19 protein-coding genes are annotated in these 19,944 nt (G+C 54.2%); 4 read left to right on the plus strand and 15 right to left on the minus strand.

Features of this window, described 5'->3' with window-relative positions:
- Positions 1-1,080: an ABC transporter ATP-binding protein gene (locus tag INT32_RS16540; RefSeq protein WP_193089823.1), complete on the minus strand. Its 1,080-nt coding sequence runs from the start codon at positions 1,078-1,080 to the stop codon at positions 1-3.
- A 287-nt stretch (positions 1,081-1,367) separates the two neighbouring features.
- On the opposite strand from INT32_RS16540, the gene INT32_RS16545 reads away from it, so the two are divergent.
- Positions 1,368-2,186 carry an IclR family transcriptional regulator gene (locus INT32_RS16545; RefSeq protein WP_193089824.1) on the plus strand — a complete coding sequence of 273 codons (819 nt, stop codon included), beginning with the start codon at positions 1,368-1,370 and terminating at the stop codon, positions 2,184-2,186.
- A 76-nt stretch (positions 2,187-2,262) separates the two neighbouring features.
- Here the strand turns inward: INT32_RS16545 and INT32_RS16550 are convergent, their stop codons facing one another.
- The 3 genes from INT32_RS16550 to INT32_RS16560 form a co-directional block, all read right to left on the minus strand.
- Positions 2,263-3,570, minus strand: a complete 1,308-nt coding sequence (locus INT32_RS16550; RefSeq protein ID WP_193089825.1) for an FAD-binding oxidoreductase — start codon at positions 3,568-3,570, stop codon at positions 2,263-2,265.
- 254 nt (positions 3,571-3,824) lie between these two features.
- Positions 3,825-4,286 (minus strand): GyrI-like domain-containing protein, encoded by a 462-nt coding sequence (locus tag INT32_RS16555; protein ID WP_193089826.1) that lies wholly within the window; start codon positions 4,284-4,286, stop codon positions 3,825-3,827.
- Between the two features lie 54 nt (positions 4,287-4,340).
- Positions 4,341-4,529 carry a YqaE/Pmp3 family membrane protein gene (locus INT32_RS16560; RefSeq protein ID WP_128393095.1) on the minus strand — a complete coding sequence of 63 codons (189 nt, stop codon included), beginning with the start codon at positions 4,527-4,529 and terminating at the stop codon, positions 4,341-4,343.
- 225 nt (positions 4,530-4,754) lie between these two features.
- Here INT32_RS16560 and INT32_RS16565 point away from each other — a divergent pair, with 225 nt between their 5' ends.
- The 3 genes from INT32_RS16565 to INT32_RS16575 all read left to right on the plus strand — a co-directional run bounded on the left by INT32_RS16565 (position 4,755) and on the right by INT32_RS16575 (position 8,590).
- Positions 4,755-5,294 (plus strand): DUF924 family protein, encoded by a 540-nt coding sequence (locus tag INT32_RS16565; protein WP_193089827.1) that lies wholly within the window; start codon positions 4,755-4,757, stop codon positions 5,292-5,294.
- A gap of 391 nt (positions 5,295-5,685) precedes the next feature.
- Positions 5,686-7,035, plus strand: coding sequence for an efflux RND transporter periplasmic adaptor subunit (locus INT32_RS16570; protein WP_193089828.1), 1,350 nt, complete (start codon positions 5,686-5,688; stop codon positions 7,033-7,035).
- Entirely contained in the window at positions 7,028-8,590 is a 1,563-nt protein-coding gene (locus INT32_RS16575; protein ID WP_226817168.1) for a DHA2 family efflux MFS transporter permease subunit, read from the plus strand. The genes INT32_RS16570 and INT32_RS16575 overlap by 8 nt, the downstream gene beginning before the upstream one ends.
- Positions 8,591-8,635: 45 nt before the next feature.
- On the opposite strand, the gene INT32_RS16580 is transcribed toward INT32_RS16575, so the two are convergent.
- From INT32_RS16580 to INT32_RS16630, 11 genes are all read right to left on the minus strand, one after another.
- Complete coding sequence (locus tag INT32_RS16580; RefSeq protein WP_193089829.1) at positions 8,636-9,286, minus strand: DUF3540 domain-containing protein; 651 nt, start codon at positions 9,284-9,286, stop codon at positions 8,636-8,638.
- 39 nt (positions 9,287-9,325) lie between these two features.
- Positions 9,326-11,251 (minus strand): type VI secretion system baseplate subunit TssF, encoded by a 1,926-nt coding sequence (tssF, locus tag INT32_RS16585; protein WP_193089830.1) that lies wholly within the window; start codon positions 11,249-11,251, stop codon positions 9,326-9,328.
- Positions 11,251-11,805 carry a type VI secretion system baseplate subunit TssE gene (gene tssE, locus INT32_RS16590; RefSeq protein WP_226817170.1) on the minus strand — a complete coding sequence of 185 codons (555 nt, stop codon included), beginning with the start codon at positions 11,803-11,805 and terminating at the stop codon, positions 11,251-11,253. Before tssE ends, tssF begins: the two co-directional genes overlap by 1 nt.
- 63 nt (positions 11,806-11,868) lie before the next feature.
- The gene (locus INT32_RS16595) at positions 11,869-12,690 is read right to left on the minus strand and encodes a type VI secretion system accessory protein TagJ (RefSeq protein WP_193089831.1); all 822 of its coding nucleotides are present in this window, start codon (positions 12,688-12,690) and stop codon (positions 11,869-11,871) included.
- Between the two features lie 114 nt (positions 12,691-12,804).
- Positions 12,805-13,290, minus strand: a complete 486-nt coding sequence (locus INT32_RS16600; protein ID WP_193089832.1) for a type VI secretion system tube protein Hcp — start codon at positions 13,288-13,290, stop codon at positions 12,805-12,807.
- A gap of 187 nt (positions 13,291-13,477) precedes the next feature.
- On the minus strand, positions 13,478-14,974 hold the full coding sequence (gene tssC / locus INT32_RS16605) for a type VI secretion system contractile sheath large subunit (RefSeq protein ID WP_193089833.1): 1,497 nt from the start codon (positions 14,972-14,974) through the stop codon (positions 13,478-13,480).
- A 13-nt stretch (positions 14,975-14,987) separates the two neighbouring features.
- Positions 14,988-15,554 (minus strand): type VI secretion system contractile sheath small subunit, encoded by a 567-nt coding sequence (gene tssB, locus INT32_RS16610; protein WP_226817172.1) that lies wholly within the window; start codon positions 15,552-15,554, stop codon positions 14,988-14,990.
- 58 nt (positions 15,555-15,612) lie between these two features.
- Positions 15,613-16,662: a type VI secretion system protein TssA gene (gene tssA, locus INT32_RS16615; protein WP_193089834.1), complete on the minus strand. Its 1,050-nt coding sequence runs from the start codon at positions 16,660-16,662 to the stop codon at positions 15,613-15,615.
- 370 nt (positions 16,663-17,032) lie between these two features.
- Positions 17,033-18,331 (minus strand): TRAP transporter large permease, encoded by a 1,299-nt coding sequence (locus INT32_RS16620; RefSeq protein ID WP_193089835.1) that lies wholly within the window; start codon positions 18,329-18,331, stop codon positions 17,033-17,035.
- 84 nt (positions 18,332-18,415) lie between these two features.
- The gene (locus INT32_RS16625) at positions 18,416-18,925 is read right to left on the minus strand and encodes a TRAP transporter small permease (protein ID WP_193089836.1); all 510 of its coding nucleotides are present in this window, start codon (positions 18,923-18,925) and stop codon (positions 18,416-18,418) included.
- Positions 18,922-19,896, minus strand: coding sequence for a TRAP transporter substrate-binding protein (locus INT32_RS16630; RefSeq protein WP_193089837.1), 975 nt, complete (start codon positions 19,894-19,896; stop codon positions 18,922-18,924). Before INT32_RS16630 ends, INT32_RS16625 begins: the two co-directional genes overlap by 4 nt.
- Positions 19,897-19,944 lie beyond the last annotated feature (48 nt).

Below are 19,944 nucleotides of genomic sequence, written 5' to 3' on the forward strand. Positions count from 1 at the left end.
TCACAGATTCCCGGCGGGCTCGGCTGTCAGCACCTTGAGCGCACCTTCATGCCAGTCCAGGCTTACGTTCTCGCCGATTTTATAAACCTGCTGGTGGTTATTGATGACCGACACGATGATTAGCCCGAAAGCGGTCTGTACTTCGTACATCCACAAATTGCCGAGGAAAAAACTGTTTTTGACCGAACCGGCAAAGCGCCCCTGGCCTTGTCGGCCGATCACGATTTTTTCAGGACGCAATGACATCAGTGCGTCGCAGCTGCCTGAACTTGGCGCAATGTTCGACTCGTTCTTCAGGGTAATGCGGTGACCATCCAGATCGAACTGGCGGCCCTGCTCTGAAACGGTAAGCGTGACCTCAAAGGTATTGGTCTTGCCAACGAAGCGGGAAATAAAGGGCGTGGCCGGGTTCTCATACATGACGTAAGGCTCATCAATTTGTATGACTTTGCCCTCTCGCATGACGACCACACGATCGCTGACCGACAGCGCTTCGGCCTGGTCATGCGTAACCATGATAGTGGTGGTGCCTGCCTGCTGCTGAATCCGGCGCAGCTCAAATTGCATCTCTTCACGCAGGTTGGCATCCAGATTCGACAAGGGTTCATCCAGCAACAATACCGGCGGCTGAATGACCAGGGCGCGAGCCAGGGCCACGCGCTGGCGCTGGCCACCCGACAGTTCGCGCGGATAGCGCTGTGCAAACTTCTCCAGTTGCGCCATGGCCAGTGCATCCTTGACACGCCTGGCAATATCTCTGCCGGTTATCTTGCGCATTTCCAGACCAAAGGCCACGTTCTTTTCCACCGTCATATGCGGAAAAAGCGCATACGTCTGGAAAACAATCCCCAGCCCTCTTTCATTGGGTTTTGCAAATGTGATGTCTTTGCCATCCAGAATAATGCTGCCAGCGGTAACGTCAACGAATCCGGCAATCATCTGCAGAGTGGTGGTCTTGCCACAGCCCGAAGGACCAAGCAGTGAAACGAACTCCCCTTTGGCGACATCAAGAGACAGGTTGTCGACGGCAGTGGTATCCGCAAATATTTTGGTCAGGCCGTGCAACTGCAAAAAAGACATACGTCCTCACTTCGTTCATTTTGATATTGTTCCGCAGACTGCACTGTTCTCGTACGCGCCGCATCGTGTGACGTGATGCTGCGGTAAACAACCAGGAATGCAATTAGGGAGGCGCCCAACTGCCATGCTGTTTATGACAGTAGTATTCAAAGCTCGATAATTGTCCCTTGCATCGCCTGTTTTATATATTGGTATTTCTACCAATAAAATTATTTTTATTTATATTTCATTTATTGGAAAAATATATATAATATTCAATTATTAATTTCATTTAACAGAATATCATCATGGACCAGCAATCTACAGGCGTGCAAGGTGTGCTTACCAAGGGCTTGGGTATTTTGCGCTTGCTTAGCGACGCAGGACCGCAAGGGTTGCGTGTGACCGACATTGCCCGCCAGCTTGAACAATCCCAGGCAACGGTGCACCGGCTTTTGCAAACGCTGATCGCCGAAGGCTTTGTCGTGCAACGCCAGGGAAGCAAATCCTATGCGCTGACCCTGGAGCTGTTTTCCCTGGTGGCCCGTGCGCATCATCAGGAATCGTCGCTGCGCGCCATCTGCCGCAGTTCCATTCTCAGAATTGTGGGAACGCTGCAGGACTCGGCGTTTGTGCTTTTACGTGATCGCTATGACGTGGTGTGTATCGATAAAATGGAAGGTAGCTATATCACGCAGTCGTTGACCGGCGGCATTGGAGGGCGCATCCCCATCGGACTGGGCCAGGGAAGCATTGCCATTCTTGCTGCCTTGCCGGAAAGCGAACAGAATGCCATCCTGGCTTTCAACATACCGCGCTTTTACCAGGACGACGGGATCGATGAGCCGCAGTTGCGCGCAAGAATCCGGCAAACGCAACAGAACGATTATGTGCTGAACACGGGCCCCGGCAAACTGACGGGTATTGGCGGTATTGCTGTGGCATTTACCGACACCACGGGCTATCCGGTAGGCGCAATCGGGCTAAGCGTTCTTACTGAACGGCTGACTCAGGAACGCCTGCCCTTTATTGTCGATATTCTGAAACGTGAAGCAGCGGCGATCAGCAGTAATCTGAATCCCTTTGATCCGGCGCTGGGCAGCCCGCACATGGCGCTGTCAAACTAATGGACAGCAATTTAATCCACATGTATTGCGATCGCAATATGCTGTGCAGTAACCGGCGCAGCATGTACAGGTATTGTTAACGCTCGGCGCTGGCCCTGATTCCCTGAAAGAAAATAGCGCTTTTCACACCCAACGCCCGCAACGGCTCCGGCGGCAACCAGGACGGCCCCCCCAGCCCCAATACCGCATCCAGCTCTTCGGACCGATGGTTCAGCATAAGCTCGGCCAACAGGCGCCCGTTTACCGTGCCACGCAGCACACCCGAGCCATTGCACCCGAGCGAGCCGTAGATGCCATCGGCCAGTTTGCCGAAAAAGATGCCGCCGTTACGCGTAAGCGCGGTAGTGCCTCCCCAGACATACTCAAACTCGTGCGATGCCATTTGTGGAAAGCGCCGTTTGTAATAATGCGTCAGCATGGTGGTATAGGCAGCAGCACTGCGCTCTGACTCATAGGAATAGGCGCTACGCACCATGAAACGGTTGCCCGACACCTTGCGCAGCGTCGTGCCAAGGCGGTGAGCCGGCAGCAGGCCCCATTGCCTGGCTGGCCCCAGGGCAGCGGCCTGTTCATCCGAGAGCGCCGGGGTCAGCCCGGCATACGTGTAGATCGCAATCAGGCGGTCTTTCAGGAAACCCAGTTTGCGGGCAAAAGCGTTATTGGCGATTACCAACTGGCCGGCGGAAAAATCGCCCTTACTCGTCGATACCGTGTAGCGGCCTGCACTGCCGGCAATACGATTGGCAAATGTTTCTTCCAGCAAAGTGACATTTTCCGACAGGGTGTCGGCCAGGCCACGATGCATGGCCGCAGGCTGGACAAAAACATTATTGCGCGTGTAATAACCAAAATCGTAATACCGCGTGCCCAGTCGCTGCGCCAGTTGATCCTGGCTCAGCACTTCACTGTCAATGCCCAGCCGGTTGTTTTTGTCTATGCCCGACAGCAGGGAAGCCTTGCCGGTCGGAGTGGCCGACGCATTGTATTTACCGCTGTTTTCATCCCAGTCGCATTCAATCCTGTTCTCCTGCAAGGTGCGCTTGAGCCACTGCAGCCCCTGTTCATAAACACGAATTTGCATGCGTCCCAGAAGGTCGTCCTGCGCCGGATCCGTCGCAATGCCAGAGCGGGGAAACGTGGACATGAATCCGGAATTGCGGCTTGATGAACCCTCGCCGATGACGCTGCCTTCCAGAACAAGCACTGATTTTTCCGGCGCCAGCTGCGCCAGGCGGCGGGCTGCCGACAGACCGGTAAAGCCCGCCCCGATGACAATGAAATCAAAAGCACGCAGGCCTTGCGGTTCAGTGGTGGCCGTGCGTACAGGCAACAGCGCGTTCCAGCCGGAATGGTTGTTATAGTGGGGTAAAAAGGGATTTTTCACGCGTGTCAACTTCGGAGACAAAAAACTGAAGAGCTTTCCATCATAAGTGGCCAGCGGTAATTTTCAATTGTTTTATCACATCAGAACGAAAACCGCGGCAAATGTGTAATCTATCTGCAACATGGTGCGCCGATGGTGCCTGTTTGGTCACAGTGCCGTACATGCAGGAGACGACCGCAAAACAATTCGCTGAGCACGGATCCAGGGCGGCAGTGGAAGCAAGCCATGAAGTACCTGGCGGTAACCATGACGATTTATTTGATGGCGATATGCACGCTAACTTCGATCGCCGTTTCCTCGCGTCCCCGATAGACTTCGAAATCGGTGGTGTAGGCCCGCTGGTGGGGCGTGTCTTCACGTTTGAAATAATCCCAGATATCGAGCCATACCCGGATGACCGTTTCGGGCATTTTCCCCTTGCCGCTAAAGACCAGATACTGTCCCGAAGGTACGGTGACCTCGACCAGATCCAGATTGCATTTTTTGGGTTTCTGGTCGGCCCCTGCCGTCACGGTATACCGGCCGTCCTGATCCGATTCGTAGCCCCCATAGACACCATAGACTGGCGCATCTGCAGGTAACTCAGGAACCAGTTCGGTATACACATCATGCCAGAGCAGAGGCAGCCGTGCCGTCTTCAAGGTATCTTCATCGGCATTGCTGGTGCGGGTCTGAACGCCGAATATGCGAAATGACGGCAGGTTAACAGTGTGCATAGTATGTCTCTTTCAATACCATGCAACGGCTGCGTAACACGGCGTGATTCCGGTTTAAAGCTGGCGCACCGAGGCGATTTTTTTGTCGGTAGTGTACTGGCTCAGGGCGTAGACCGCCCACAAAGCGGCAGGCAGCCAGCCGATTAACGTGATTTGCAAAATAAGGCAGATGATGCCGGCTATCGGGCGTCCAATCGTAAAAAATGCAACAAAAGGCAGAAAAATGGCAAGCAGTAATCTCATGAAAAATTCCGTAATACGATGCAGTTATTGTAGGGCGATATAACGTCGCAGATGGCGACGAATCACGTAATATCAAGGCTGTATTATAACGGTCGGCAACACCCTTGACAGTATCCAGGCGACCGACACACAGAACCCGCCTCTTACTGTCTCCCTCGCCGGCCCTTTTGGTTAATCTTCACCCTTTCGCTTTATTTGAGCTTCATTTCTATAAAAGGATCGCGTATGTCTCCACAGGATATTCTTGAATTCTGGTTTGAACAAACCCCTTCTGAGCAATGGTTTACCAGCGATCCGCAACTTGATGCAACAATTTGCGAACGTTTTACCGAGGTATGGCAACAGGCCACGCGCGCCGAGCTAAGCGGCTGGCGCAGCTCCATTCGGGGACGCCTTGCAGAGATCATTGTATTGGATCAGTTCTCGCGCAACATCGGCCGCGGCACACCCCTGGCATTTGCCCATGACACGATGGCGCTGGTGCTCTCCCAGGAAGCAACGCGTACCACCGAATTTGCCGATCTGACGCAACAGGAGAACAATTTTTTGCTGATGCCCATGATGCATTCTGAATCAACCGTGATTCACCAGGCGGCCGAATGCCTGTTTCGCAAATATGGTTCAAATGAGTCGTATCAGTTTGAACTGAAACACAAGGCCATCATCGACGCTTTCGGTCGTTATCCGCATCGCAACGAGATTCTGGGGCGCCCATCGACGCCCGAGGAAATCACCTTCCTGCAGCAACCGGGCTCATCGTTTTGATGCCTGCCGCTCTTGTGCGCCTGGTCGCGCCCTCCTCTGGATAATTGCAGCCTGAATGCGGCTTGGGGGCCTTGACTGCGCCAGTCGGCCAGCCCGACCGTATCGAAAAACGGCTCCCGGCGCAACGGATCGGCGGCCTCAAGCGTGCCCCAAGGCTTACGCAGGACTGAATTTTCCGAACTTTCACAACAGAATCGGGCCGTTTGCGCGTTCGTTTTCAGAAAATATTTGACCGTGATTTTTTCTGTGATTATCATTAATTGACCAAGCAATTATTGCTTACCCAATTAATTGAACCTACATAATTCCAGCCGATCGAGAAAACGGGCGATGTCGCTGGCATTGCCTGGTCCCGCATTGGCCTGGCTGATCATCACGGTTACCATCTTCCATGAGCTCCAATTCAAATACAACGACGGTCACCCCCGACGCACCGTCCGCCGTTCCTGCTTCTTCCGCTGAGGGAACAAAAGCAAAACAAAAGAAAAAGCCTGCCGGCAACAAACGCGGTTTTCTGTTCAAGCTGTTGTTCCTGGCCGTTGTGATCATCGCCATTATTGCGGGTGTCATGTATTACCTGAACGGCCGCTGGTATGAAAGCACCGACGACGCCTATGTGCAGGGCAATATCATTCAGATCACGCCGCAGGTTGAAGGCACCGTGGTAGGCATTTTTGCTGACGATGGCGACTTTGTACATGCCGGTGATACGTTGATCCGCCTGGATCAGACCGAGGCAGAAGTTGCCTTGAACCAGGCCAAGGCCACGTTGGCCAAAACCGTAAGGCAAGTGCGCAGCCTGTACAGCCAGGCCAGCGGCGCCAAGGCCACGTCGGGCGCGCAGCAGGCGTTGGTGCAGGCTCAGGAATCTGCAGTCAAGGGAGCCAAAACAGCGCTGGACAAGGCAAAAGCCGACTACAGTCGCAGACAGAAGCTGGTCAAGTCCGGCGCCATTTCCGAAGAGGAAAGCGCACATGCCAGAGACATCTTTCTGCAGGCACAAAGCCAGTACCAGTCGGCCATCAGCCAGCTTGAAGCAACGCGCAGCCAATTGACGGCATCCGAGCAGAACGCCGAGGTGAGCAACGCGCTCGTGGCCGGCACGCTGATCAATCAGCATCCCGATATTCTGGTTGCCGAGTCCAAATTGAAAGCCGCCTATCTGACCTATGTGCGCAGCACGATCACGGCCCCAGCCGATGGCTATGTCGCCAAGCGTGCGGCGCAGGTCGGCCAGCGCGTGGCCGCAGGCAGTGCCATGATGGCCGTGGTCCCGCTGAAAAACGCATGGATTTACGCCAACTTCAAAGAAACACAAATGAAAGACATGCGTATCGGCCAGCCGGTAAGCATTACCTCCGACCTGTACGGCGACGATGTGGTCTATGACGGCGTGATCAGCAGCCTGGGCATTGGCACGGGCAGCGCCTTTGCTCTGTTGCCGGCCCAGAACGCCACCGGCAACTGGATCAAGATCGTGCAACGGATCCCGGTGCGCGTGGAGTTTGCCAAACCTGAGCAACTGGAAAAACACCCGCTGCGCATTGGCATGTCCATGTTTGTTCAAGCCGATCTGCACAACACCGAGGGGGCAGTGCTTGCCAGCGGTATCAATCCAAACAGCAAGCTGTTGACCACGATTTACGATCAGCAGGTGGCTGCGGCGGATCGGTTGATATCAGACATTGTGCAACAGAACCTGGCGACCAACGTTCCCGATAATACAAGCGCCGATGAGTAACGAAAAATCCAGGACGGTGCCGCCCGGCACGCCCACGCAACCGTTCGCCCCGGCCAGCTTGTGGCTGACAACCCTGGGTCTATGTCTTGCCACCTTCATGCAGGTGCTCGACACCACGATCGCCAATGTGTCGTTGCCAACCATTGCCGGCAACCTTGGCGTCAGTTCGTCCCAGAGCACCTGGATCATTACCTCGTTTGCCGTGAGCAACGCCATCACCTTGCCACTGACCGGCTTTCTGAGCCGGCGCTTCGGTGAAGTGCGCCTGTTCAATATCTGCACTGTCCTGTTTGTGATTACGTCGTTTCTTTGCGGCATCTCTACCAATATGACGGAGCTGATTGCTTTTCGCGCCTTGCAGGGTGCAGTGGCAGGCCCGATGTATCCGATCACGCAAAGCCTGCTGATTTCCATTTATCCTGCGGCGCGACGCGGCATGGCGCTGTCCATCCTGTCCATGGTCACGGTGGTGGCGCCCGTCGCCGGTCCCATCCTGGGCGGCTGGATTACCAGCAGTTACTCGTGGGAATGGATTTTCTTTATCAATATTCCGGTGGGCCTGTTTGCCAGCTTTATTGTCTTTATCCAGATGCGAGCCCGTCCGGTTTCGATCATTAAATCCGGCGTGGACTATATGGGTCTGATTCTGCTGATTGTGGCGGTGGGTTCGCTGCAAGTGGTATTGGACCTGGGCAATGAGAAAGACTGGTTCGGCTCGGACTTTATCGTGATACTGACGATCGTGGCGGTTATCGGCACGATTGCATTCCTGATCTGGGAGCTGACTCACCCCAATCCCATTGTGAATCTGACGCTCTTTCGGCATCGCAATTTCGCGTTCGGCACCATTGCCCTTATTTTCGGCTACTCCGCCTTCTTTGCCATCAGCTTGCTGATCCCCTTGTGGTTGCAGCGCACCCTGAACTATGACTCGATGTGGTCGGGAATTGTGTCTGCGCCTATCGGTATCCTGCCGGTCTTTCTGGCGCCAATCGTGGGCAAATATGCCAATCGTATTGATCTGCGTGTGCTGGCATCCCTGTCGTTCGTTGTGATGTCGTTCACCTCGTTCTGGCGCGCCGACTTCACCACCGATCTGGATTACATGCATATTGCCATGACCCAGCTGGTACTGGGCCTGGGTGTGGCGTTTTTCTTCATGCCGGTGCTAACCATTCTGCTGTCTGATCTGCGCCCCGATGAGATCGCTGCCGGCTCCGGCCTGGCGGCCTTCTTGCGAGTGCTGGGAGGCAGTTTCTCGGCGTCGATTACCACATTCCTGTGGGACCATCGCGCTGTTATTCATCATGCCCAGCTAAGCGAAAATATCAATGTCTATAATCCGACAGCGGTAGAAGCATTGAAGCAGTATGGAGAAACCACCGAGATTGCCGCCTATAACATCAATAACCTGATTAATCAGCAGGCATTGCAGATATCATTCAATGAAGTCTTCTGGGGACTGGGCTGGCTGTTTGTGCTGCTGGTCGGACTGGTCTGGCTGACCAGACCGCCGTTCATGGCCAAGCCGGGCGCTGCCTCGGGTGCCCATTGAGGCGATCGGGCGACAACGGGTGCGGCCATTGGCACGCGCCCCGGATCACCCCATATGGATCTGTTTGCCATCGACCTTGACCAGGTCCTTGGCTGTGACCATGGTGTATTTGGAATGCAGGCGGGCAGATTGTTCAGCCTGATAATCGATGGTGCCAGCCCGCAGGTGTTCAACCTCTTCAGTCAGTTTGAACGATGTGCGGCTCATGAATGACAGACGGTCCATGATCGACTCGTAAACCTTGCCGATGACCCGCATCATGCCAACCGTGGTTTTCAGTTCACGACCGACATATTGCATCTCGTCGATGACACACTGGCCTTTTTCCGCACTCAGCTTCAATTGTGCGGTATTGATATCCAGCGCAGTGCCACCGCGCAATTGCATGGCAGCAGCACTGTGGATATTGACCGAGTCGGCCGAGATATTGAGCTTGCCCGGTACACTGACCGTGGATTCGTTCTGCTGTGCCTGTTCGATCACCGCAATCAGGTATACGCGCTCCCGTTCCGGGCCGCTGATAAGCACTGTGTCATCCACCTGGGGCTGCAACAGGCAACTGGCAGCGCGACGGCAGACCCATTCATGACCGTCGCATTCAACAACAAACTCCTGCTCATCCTGCTTTTTCACAACGCCGATCAGATGTACCGGATCGTAGACGGGGTAGGTTTTAGGCTGGGCAACTGAAGACATTTTTGTTCCTTTGGCGGTTGATCGTCAACGTACAGCGATTCAGACGGCTGGCCGGGCGCCCATACGAGGCTTCCAGCGGGCCAGTTCGCCGTGCTGCATGGTAGACAGCACGAGCTCGGACATCATATTGATGGAGACATGCCGGGCAAAAAACTGCTCGAGCACGGCTCCGAACAAATAGGGACTGACACCGGAAAATGCCCCTTCATCCACTTCCAGATGAATTCGCGCACCCCTGCCAAACACGATGGGGCCTGGTACGGGTAACCGATGATGCACGGCCTCTACCCGTACATGCCGAACGCCATTAATCTGCTTGGCAATGGCCGGATCGGCGATATTTGCATATATTTTTAACATCTCACGCAGGGTTTGTGCGCCTTTTTCTGTATCCAAATCAATCAGGCTCAGATAATTGAGGCCCAGATGGCTGATCAGATGCCAAGCATAGGCGCCCTGGGCCAGTGCGGGCCGGGGGCGTGATGGTCCCCGCAGGATCTTGATGCCCTCGATGGGCGCCGACACACGCAACGCCAGATCGTTCTTCTGCCCAATCGGCATCAGCATGGGCAAATCGCGATTGGTACACAGCACATCCATACTCAGGTGCCGCAAATCCTCCGAAAACGGTGCCTGGTGTTTGTCCACAAGCGAAAGAAAGACCTCGCTACCGATATAACCGGTACGCGCGCCATTGCGCGCCGCGGTGTCAGACAGCAGACGGGGTTCACGTCTCATGGAGTAGTAAGCGCCATAATCGTCGGTATCGCTGCCCAGCGACCCGAAAAAGGGTCGAAATTCTTTCTCTGTCAGGTCCGATACATTCGAGTAGCCCGCTACCCGTGTCGTGTTGTAAACCTCGAAGTCCAGCGGTCGTGTACGATCGACCACCAGATGATATTCGTGGGTGTTGGGCGAAATCGTAATCCGGTCGGCTTTTTTTGGAAACAGGTTAACGACCGGCGTGCAGTGCAGCGCCAGATTCTCTGCCGTCACATTGCCTTCCAGCTCGGGCATGTCCTTGTCAAACAGGAATGTCAGCTCAAAGCAGCGGCTTTCCTGGCCACCCGCTGCGTTGGCGCTGCCCGCAGCGATGGCAGCCGGCAGCTTGAGCGCCTTTTGCATATTGTTGACGCTGAAGAACATGAAGCGAGTAGGAAAGGCAAAGTACTCCTGAATAATGCGATAGCCCTGAAAGATCCGGGCCTCGGCAGGCAGCAGCGCCTGGTCGCTCTCGAACCCTTCATGACGCAGGTCATTGACATTGATGCGGTTGATCCACTTGACCGGCTTTTCAGCATCATGGCACAGCACCGTAATGGTATGCCCCATGATGAGTTCGAGCAACCGCTGCATGTGAATGTCCTGACCATTCAAATGAAATACCAACTGATCCAGCTTGAATTCGTGCAGCTTGACGCCGCCCTTGATTTCCAGCCGAATTCGCAGCGAGCTGCGCACAGGCTGGTTCCGGTTGTTCAGATTCATCCGCTTCAAGGGCAGATCGGGCGGAACGCCCGAGAGCTCGGCGCTCGTCACCTGCAATGGCCACAGGGTCAGTGCGTGACCGGTCACAAATTCGCAGGGTGTCTGTTCCGTCTTGGGAATACGGCCACGCATGACCGTCCCCTTGGGCAGGGTAAAGCCCTTAGCCAGGCTGCCCTCGTTCATGCTGGGAGAAACCTGCACCACGGCCATGGATGGGGTCGGCGCCAGATAATTCGGATAGACCACTTCGAGCAAACGCTGGGAAAACTGCGGAAACTCGGCATCCATTTTCATGTGGATGCGCGCAGTCAGGAAACTGAAGCCTTCAAGCAGGCGTTCGACATACGGGTCTGCCACCTCGATGCCATTCATCCCCAGGCGACCTGCTATCTTGGGATAATGATCGGCGAACTCCTTGCCCATCTCCCGAATGTAGGCAAGTTCACGATTGTAATAATCCAGGAAACGCTGTTCCATCAGACAGTCCCCTGTTCCTGCAGATCCATATGGCCGCTTTCCAGATCAATGTCGGTACGGAACAGAAACTCGCGCGGATAGGGATTACACCAAAGTTTGCCGCGGATCTCCAGGCTGAGCACATTATGATGCTCCAGCGAGGTCACTTCGCTGACACAGGCCACTTCCAGCGAGTCGGCCAGAATACGCGGTTCGAAATGAATAATGGCCGTCTTGATGGACTGCTCCATATCAACCCAGTCGATCTCGGACATGCGCCTGCCGGCCAGCGCTTCGACGCCGAAATTGACAGTTGAATGACGCACCTGGGGAAAGGCATCCAGGTCATCTACGGTTTCAATATTGACCGTGTTCAGCACCCAGCGCAGGTCCCGCAGTACGGCATGGCGCAGCGTATCGTAAGTGATCATGACGCTGTCACGGCTTTCCTTTTTTTTCAGCGGTTCGTTGTCCGTGAGGCGATCCAGCAATGCCGGCTGCAAACGGTCCTTGGCAGCGCGACGCTCGCGCATGCCGAATGCCGTCCGTTTACCTGAAATGTCTTCCATATCCATATACGACACACCTGTGACTATCTTGCTTTTGTTCTATTTCTGTTTCCGATACAGGCAGGCGGATCAGTTCAACTGCCCATGATGAAACGTGACGCTGCGCATATCCAACAACGCATACTCGCCCGCATCGGTCATCCACATTTTCTGTCCGGTTCCGAAATAGATGTCCTGGCTGATCTGCTGCCAGTCTGTACGGCGCGACAGATTGCTGGCATCGTCCAGATCGGCATAATTTTTATCGGCAGGCGCCGGATAACGCGCCGGGATCAGGCCGATCTGCGAACGGCCGCTCACAAGCGTGATTTCGGCCTGGACCCAGATCAGATCGGTCAGGCCTTCCGGCTGGATCAGACGCAACGACTGGATCATATCCATGGGAACCCAGCCATAGCGGCCATTGGCAATAACCTCGCACACCGGGCCAAGGCGACTGTCGCCGTCACACAGCCAGTCAAATGCCTGCCCCTGCTCCTGGCCATTGACCACGACCGTGCCCGACACAGCCGGCGCCGCTTCCAGCGCCTGCTCCCGCAAGGTGTGCGCAGTCTCGCCGTCACTGCGCAATGCCTCAAGCAACATGGCCATCCACTCGGGTGGCTGCTCGAATACCGCCGGCGTTTTCTCGCCACGAAAAACGGCTTCGCGCTCCTGCTCCGCCGTAATGGCGCCGGTATAGAGCACGGCAACGGGCTGGGCCTGGGCATTCATTTCAGAGCTCAGTTTTAATTGCTCAAATGCCTTGTCCCACAACCCCTTGACGGCCAGCAACTGGAACAGCCGGGCACGCAGATCGGCGTCAGCCGGTTTTTTTCTTATCTGTGCCTTCACCTGATCGAGCTGTTCATCAACGCTCTTGCCATCCAGTGCCTTTACGATGCCTGTCATATCCATTCCGTAATAAAAAATGCAATGAGCTAACAGATACCCAACGGGGCATACCTGTTAGCTCCTGTGGAGCCTGAAAAAAAGCTCCCTTGCTGTCAACGCGACAAAAGCCGATTAACCGACGATTTTGTTTTGTTTGACGTCATAGGCAATAATAGATTCAGCACCTTTGCCGCCCTGCTCTGTTTGCTCCCAATACTGCTGCTTGACTTTGGCAGCCTGGAAAGCATAGCTAACCATCATGGCATCACCGTCGTGCGCGCCTGTGTATTGAACAGAAGTCACCAGAACGTCTTCCAGCGTAATTTTGGAGTATTCCACCTGTGTGCCACCGGCCTTGCACACTGATACTTCAACCCTGCTCAGGTGTTTACCGGTAGAGCAGTGTTTCATCACTGCTGGTGCAGCCCGGTCAACGCGGGCAACAACGTTCAGGTCGTTAAAGCTGGCTTTACCAGTACCACCGCCACCGCCGGTAGCCATGGAACCGGGTTGTGTTGCACCCCATGCGAAAGACTGGATGTCGCTCCAGTCCTTGTGGTTGGAATCCTTGGATTCGCCGTTTGCACCTTCAATTTTCATAAACATATCAACAGCCACAATTTTCTCCTAGTGAGCTAATTAATTTGATTTGCGATCAGGCCACTTCGGCCTGTCATTGCTTCACATACTACTTACAACTGTAGATATCCCCGACCGCTGGATATCCGGTTTTGTCCGACACATCGCTTCGATGCGCCGGCCAATCGTCACTGCCCTGTGTAAGGGCAGCATTGTTCTGGAGCAATCAGCTATCGTTCTGTTTGAGCGACGGCAGTTTGGATACAAGACGCAGCGACACCGTCAGGCCTTCGAGTTGATAATGCGGACGCAGGAAGAACTTGGCAGCGTAATAGCCCGGGTTGTCTTCGATCTCCGTAACCTGGACCTCGGCGGCAGCCAGTGGCTTGCGCGCCTTTGTTTCCTGCGACGAGTTGGCCGGATCACCATCGACATAATTCATGATCCAGTCATTGAGCCAGCGTTCCATATCGTCACGTTCACGGAACGAACCGATTTTGTCGCGCACAATACACTTGAGATAATGCGCAAAGCGGCAGCATGCAAACAGATATGGCAGGCGGGCCGACAACCGGGCATTGGCTGTGGCATCCGGGTCGTTATATTCATGTGGCTTTTGCAGCGACTGCGCACCGATGAAGGCGGCAAAGTCGGAGTTTTTGCGATGAACCAGCGGCATGAAGCCGTTTTTGGCCAGCTCGGCCTCACGACGGTCGCTAATAGCGATTTCCGTGGGGCATTTCATATCGACGCCGCCATCGTCGGTGGGGAAGGTGTGGCAAGGCAGGTCTTCGACTGCGCCGCCGGACTCGACGCCACGAATAGAGGTGCACCAGCCGTATTCCTTGAAGGAGCGGTTGATGTTGGAAGCCATGGCGTAGGCCGAATTGGCCCAGGTATAGCGCTCATGCGTGGCGCCGTCAGTGTCCTCTTCAAAATCGAATTCGTCCACCGGATTGGTGCGCGAGCCGTAAGGTAAACGCGCCAGAAAGCGTGGCATTGCCAGGCCGATATAGCGTGAGTCTTCTGACTCGCGCAAACTGCGCCAGGCGGCATATTCGGAGTTTGTAAAGATTTTGGTCAGGTCCCGCGGGTTGGCCAGTTCCTGCCAGGAATCCATCTGCATGACTTCTGGCGATGCACCGGAAATGAATGGGCAGTGGGCAGCCGAAGAAATGCGCGCCATTTCACCCAGCAGTTCAACGTCTGGCGGGCTGTGATCAAAATGATAGTCGCCCACAATGCATCCGATGGGCTCACCGCCAAACTGACCATACTCTTCTTCGTAAACACGCTTGAAAATCGGGCTCTGGTCCCAGCCGACGCCCTTATAGCGTTTGAGGGTGCGACCCAGTTCCCTCTTGGTGATGCACATCACGCGGATTTTCAACAACTCGTCCGTTTCGGAAGTGTTGACCAGGTAATGCAGGCCGCGCCAGGCGCCTTCAAGTTTCTGGAACTCGTCATTGTGCATGATCAGGTTGATCTGCTCGGACAGTTTGTGATCAATCTCCGCAATAATCGCCTGGATGGTCGAATAGGCATCGGAAGACATGGTGACCGTGTTGGTCAGCGCCTGTTCGGCCAACGTGCGCACCGCATTCTCTACCGCTTCACGGGCCTGGTCGGTCTTGGGCTTGAATTCTTTTTTCAGTAATGAAGCGAGACCATCGGACTGCAGTCCTTCCAACTGTGCCGCTTCTTTCTGTACGCTCGTGCTCATTTAACTCTTCCTGTTACTTGCTGGTATCGTCTGCGTCGGGTGCAGGCTTGTCGGCCTCGGGGGCAGATGTATCCTTGTTCGGCGCAGCAGCCAGCGTTTTCATCAGGGCCGGGTTCTTCAGTACCTTGCTGATGAGTTCTTCTGCGCCGGTCTTGCCGTCCATGTAGGTCAGCAGATTGGCCAGTTCAGTACGCGCCTGCAGCAGTTCATTAAGCGCATCCACCTTGCGCGCCACCTGTGCCGGTGAAAAATCGTCGATGCTGTCAAAGCTCATATCCACACTGAGCACACCGTCGCCGGTCAGGGTGTTGGGCACCTGAAATGCCACGCGCGGCTTGATGGCCTTCATGCGCTCATCGAAATTATCAATATCTACTTCAAGGAATTTTCGGTCGTTGATATCGGCCTGCGGCACTTCGGATTTACCGGCAAGATCAGCCATGACACCCATGACAAATGGCAACTGAATGGTTCTTTCGGCACCATAGATTTCAACGTCATATTCGATCTGCACACGCGGAGCGCGGTTTCGTGCAATGAACTTCTGGCCGCTTCTGCGTGACGACATTCGTGTAGCCATTCTTTACTCTCCAACTCTTGGCCGGCTGAACCGGCGGATCATATTTATCTAAATCTGTTTACTCTTCGCGGGGCAGCCAGTTTTCAAACTGCTCGGCGTTACCGGGGGTGAGATTTTTCAGCATTTCATGAAAATTAAGAGGAATGGTCTGCTGAACCCGCCGGATCAGGAACGGAGCCGGGTGGCTCGGTTCGTGAATTTCAAAATAACTGCTGATTTTTTCAAGTGCAACCATCGCCTCGTCGCGCGTTTTGATTTGCACTTCTGTCCATGACACCGACCTTTCCGCCATTTGCTGTTGCGCTGTTGCGATATTGCCGGCGGCAGGTTCAACCACACCTTGCTCGCCATTGTTATCTACACCCGTGCTATCGGGCTGTTGCGCTTGCCACGTTGCCGAAGCACCTAATGCACTTGTGATCAGCTCAAAACTTCGCTGCAGCGATGATGCCGACGGCGCCCACTCTGTGCCAAGCTTTTCGGTGGCCAGTTCCACAATGCCCTGCAGGCTTTTTGCTGCGCCGCTCAATCCGATCATTTCCGGAGCACCCGCAATAGCAGCCTGGTTCAGCGTTTCCACCAAACGAGCCCGGCCACCGGGGAACAGATCGGCACGCGAGCCTTCCATGATGGATTCAGCATCGCGCAACGACAACTGGCCGTGTGCGCCGGTGAGCAGGTTGGCGCTGCGTACGCTTCGTCCTACACCTTGCATATCTGCCAGAGAATTGATGGCGTTGATGCGGGGCAACGGATCTTCGTAATCATCTTCAACCAGTTGCGGATAGACGCCAATCCAGCATTTTTGCAGAGCATCGTGCGCCAACCGGATACCGCTGGCGTAGCCTGCGAGACCATTTTGTGACGCCCATGCGCAAGCCAGCGCATGGATCACGCGCAAATCGCAGGTTCTGTCACAAAGCGCGAGCGCTTGCTTTTCAACCTGGTTCCAATCCGGAGCCTGAGCATCAATAATCGTATCGCCAAACTGTTGTTCCGGCTTTTCTACTACCGCCTGCTGTAATGCCAGAAACGCAGCATCGTACTCCAGATTTTCGCCACCGTTGTCTTCGCTAAACGCAGAGAACAATTCGTCAAATGTTTTCATGTACCCCGGCTATCCTAAACATGCATTGTGAAACGTGTGTGACGTTTGTTCTTCACACAACTTGCGCATTTCGCTACACGTTACACATTAAAATTCATATTGAGACTAGTGGAAACCCTAGCGATTTGCGCAAATGCCAATTGAAATCTTACAAAAGTTATCTTCCATCATAAGGTTTCAGTCTTGGCAAAATTATGTCAATTAAAATTAAAAACACTTTATTACATATACACACAAAATATTTTTGAGCAATTTCGATTTACTTTGGCGATGATCGTGCATTTTGCACCGCATTTGCCACTTGCAGACATGCATGCTTACATCATTTACATGATGAAAATATGCGCATGGCATCTTGCGCCATGGGCACTTAGCGTACGTTCTGTGGCAGCCACAGTACCAGGTCCGGAATCCAGTAGATAATCATCACGCCAACGATCATCAGCAGGAACATGGGCAGCGCCACCCTGGCGATATAGGGAAGCTCCTTTTTGGTCATGCCGGACAATACAAACAGATTAAAACCAATAGGTGGCGTGATTTGAGCCATCTCAATAACGAAAATCAGAAAGACACCAAACCACACCAGGTCAAGCCCTGCAGCCTGTACGGTAGGAAGTAGCACACCGATAGTGAGCACTACCATTGAGATCCCATCCAGAAAGCAGCCCAATAAGACGAAGAACGCCATAAGCGCGAGCACAAGACCAAACTGCGACAGTCCCAGGGACGCGATCCATTCGGCCAGCGCGCGTGGCAACCCGATATAGCCCATTGCCAGCGTGAGGAACTGAGCGCCAGCCAGAATCAGCGCAATCATGCAATACAGTCGTGTTGCGCCCAGCAACGAGTCCTTGAACGCGGCCCAGCTCATGGAGCCTTGCAGTACGGAAAGAAGGAAAGCACCGACAACGCCGAGCGCTGCAGCCTCAGTAGCCGTTGCGATGCCAGTATAGATAGAACCAAGTACAGCCACAATCAGCAACACCACCGGGATCAGATAACGGGACTCGGCAATTTTCTGTCGGAACGTCATTTTGTTCTGCTCGGGTGGAATGGCCCCGGGATGAAGCAGTGACCACACAATGATGTAACCCATGAACAAAACAGCCAGCAGAATACCTGGTACCACGCCTGCAATAAATAGCCGGGAGATGGACACGTTGGCGGCAACGCCATACACAATCATAATAATGGATGGCGGAATAAGCAGGCCGAGCGTGCCGGCGCCCGCCAGCGTACCCAGCACCTGATCGTCGGGATAGCCACGACGCTTGAGTTCGGGAATCGTCATTTTTCCGATGGTGGCGCAGGTCGCTGCCGATGAACCTGAGACGGCGGCGAAAATGGCGCAGCCAATAATATTGGTATGCAGCAGCTTACCAGGCAACCGGTTCAGCCACGGGGCCAGGCCACGAAACAGATCGGTGGAGAGCCGGGAGCGAAACAGAATTTCGCCCATCCATAAAAACAGCGGCAGCGCGGTCAGCGTCCAGCTCGAGGACGCACCCCATATAGTTAGCGACATGGCATCGCCCGCCGGTCTGGAGGAGAACAGCGCCATGGTCAGCCAAGCGCAACCGGACAGTGTCAGGCCAACCCAGACCCCTGCGCCCAGAAAGCCGAAGATGGCAACCAGCAGGACAATAATGACAATTGACTCATTCATAATGCATTCCGCGCAGTATGCGCATGATTTGCCGGCGATCTTGCCCGGCACGGATTACCCAAAGGAAGGTGTCCTGACCACCGATCAGGTCTGGATGGAAACCGGCTCTTCCTCTGTGCGCGAGTAGCCTTTTTTGAGGGAACTGATAAATTCGTCCACAATCGCGATGCAAAATAGCAGGCAACCGGCAGCCATACCCAACTGTGGGATCCACAAGGGCGTAGCATCTTCTCCGGTAGACAGATCGTGATAACTATAGGAGTCCATGACCAGCTTGATGCTGAACCAGGCCAGTGCCCCCGACAGCACTGTCGCAACCACAAGTGTGAACAGGTTCAGATAGTGGCGCGCGCGCGGCTTGAGCGCAGACAGAATCAGCGTGACCCGAATATGTTCGTTGTTGCGAAAGGTGCTGGCCAGCGCCAAAAAACCTGCCGCTGCCATGGAGTAACCGGCATAGGCATCGAGCCCCGGAAAATTGGTTCCCATTTGCCTGATGATGATGGACCAGAGCACAAATACCAAAATGCCGATCATGAACAGCCCGGCGAGCCAGGCGGCGCCTTCATAGACACAGTTAAGCAAACGCCTCATTTTGATTTGTAGTCGTTCAGCAGTTTTTCACCATCTGCACCAGCTTTCTTGGTCCAGTCGGCAATCATGCTCTCGCCGATTTTGGTCAGGCCGGCAATCAGCTCGCTCGAGGGTTTAACTATTTCCACACCATTCTTTACCAATTGCTCGTTGTACCATTTGGTTTTTTCCTGAGACAATGTCCAGCCGGTTTTTTCAGCTTCGGCTGCCGCATCCAGCAATGCCTTGCGCTCTTTATCGTCCAGTGCATCAAAGGCTCTTTTATTGACGATCAATGCATTCTTGGGTAACCAGGCCTGCGTGTCGTAGAGCTTTTTCAAATACTCATAGGTTTTGGTGTCGTAACCGGTAGAACCCGATGACATATATGAATCGACCACTCCCGTGGCCAATGCCTGGGACAGTTCCGCCTGCTGGATGGTAACCGGATGGGCGCCCACTTCCTGTGCAATTTTGGAAGTGACCGGGCTGTACGCACGCCATTTCAGGCCTTTCATGTCGTCAATCGAATTGAGCGTTTTATTGGTGTAGATCCCTTGCGGCGGCCACGCCACTGAATACAACAGCTTCATACCCTGGGATTCCAGTTTCTTTTCCAGATAGGGTTTCTGTGCCTGGTACAGTTTCCAGGCCTGTTCATAGCCGGTGGCCAAAAACGGCAGGCCATCCAGTTCATAAATGGGATCTTCGTTGGCGAAGTTGCTTAGCAGGATTTCACCGGCCTGAGCCTGATTACCCTGCACTGCCCGCTTGATTTCCGGCGCCTTGAACAGCGATGCGTTGGAGTGAACGGTAATTTTGAATTCGCCGCCCGTGGCATCGGACACAGCCTTGACGAATTTCATGGCAATTTCAGTATGGAAATTGGAATCAGGGTAAGCCGTGGGCAAGTCCCATTGCGTGGCGGCTGAAGCATTCACACTGAATAGAGCGGTGGCAAGCGCGGTCAGAACCAGAGCATTATTTTTCATGGGGGGCATCCTTCAATGTCAGGGTTATGCGGCCGCAGACGCAGCCTG

This window comes from Advenella sp. FME57 (assembly GCF_014897675.1).
Lineage (GTDB): Bacteria > Pseudomonadota > Gammaproteobacteria > Burkholderiales > Burkholderiaceae_B > Advenella.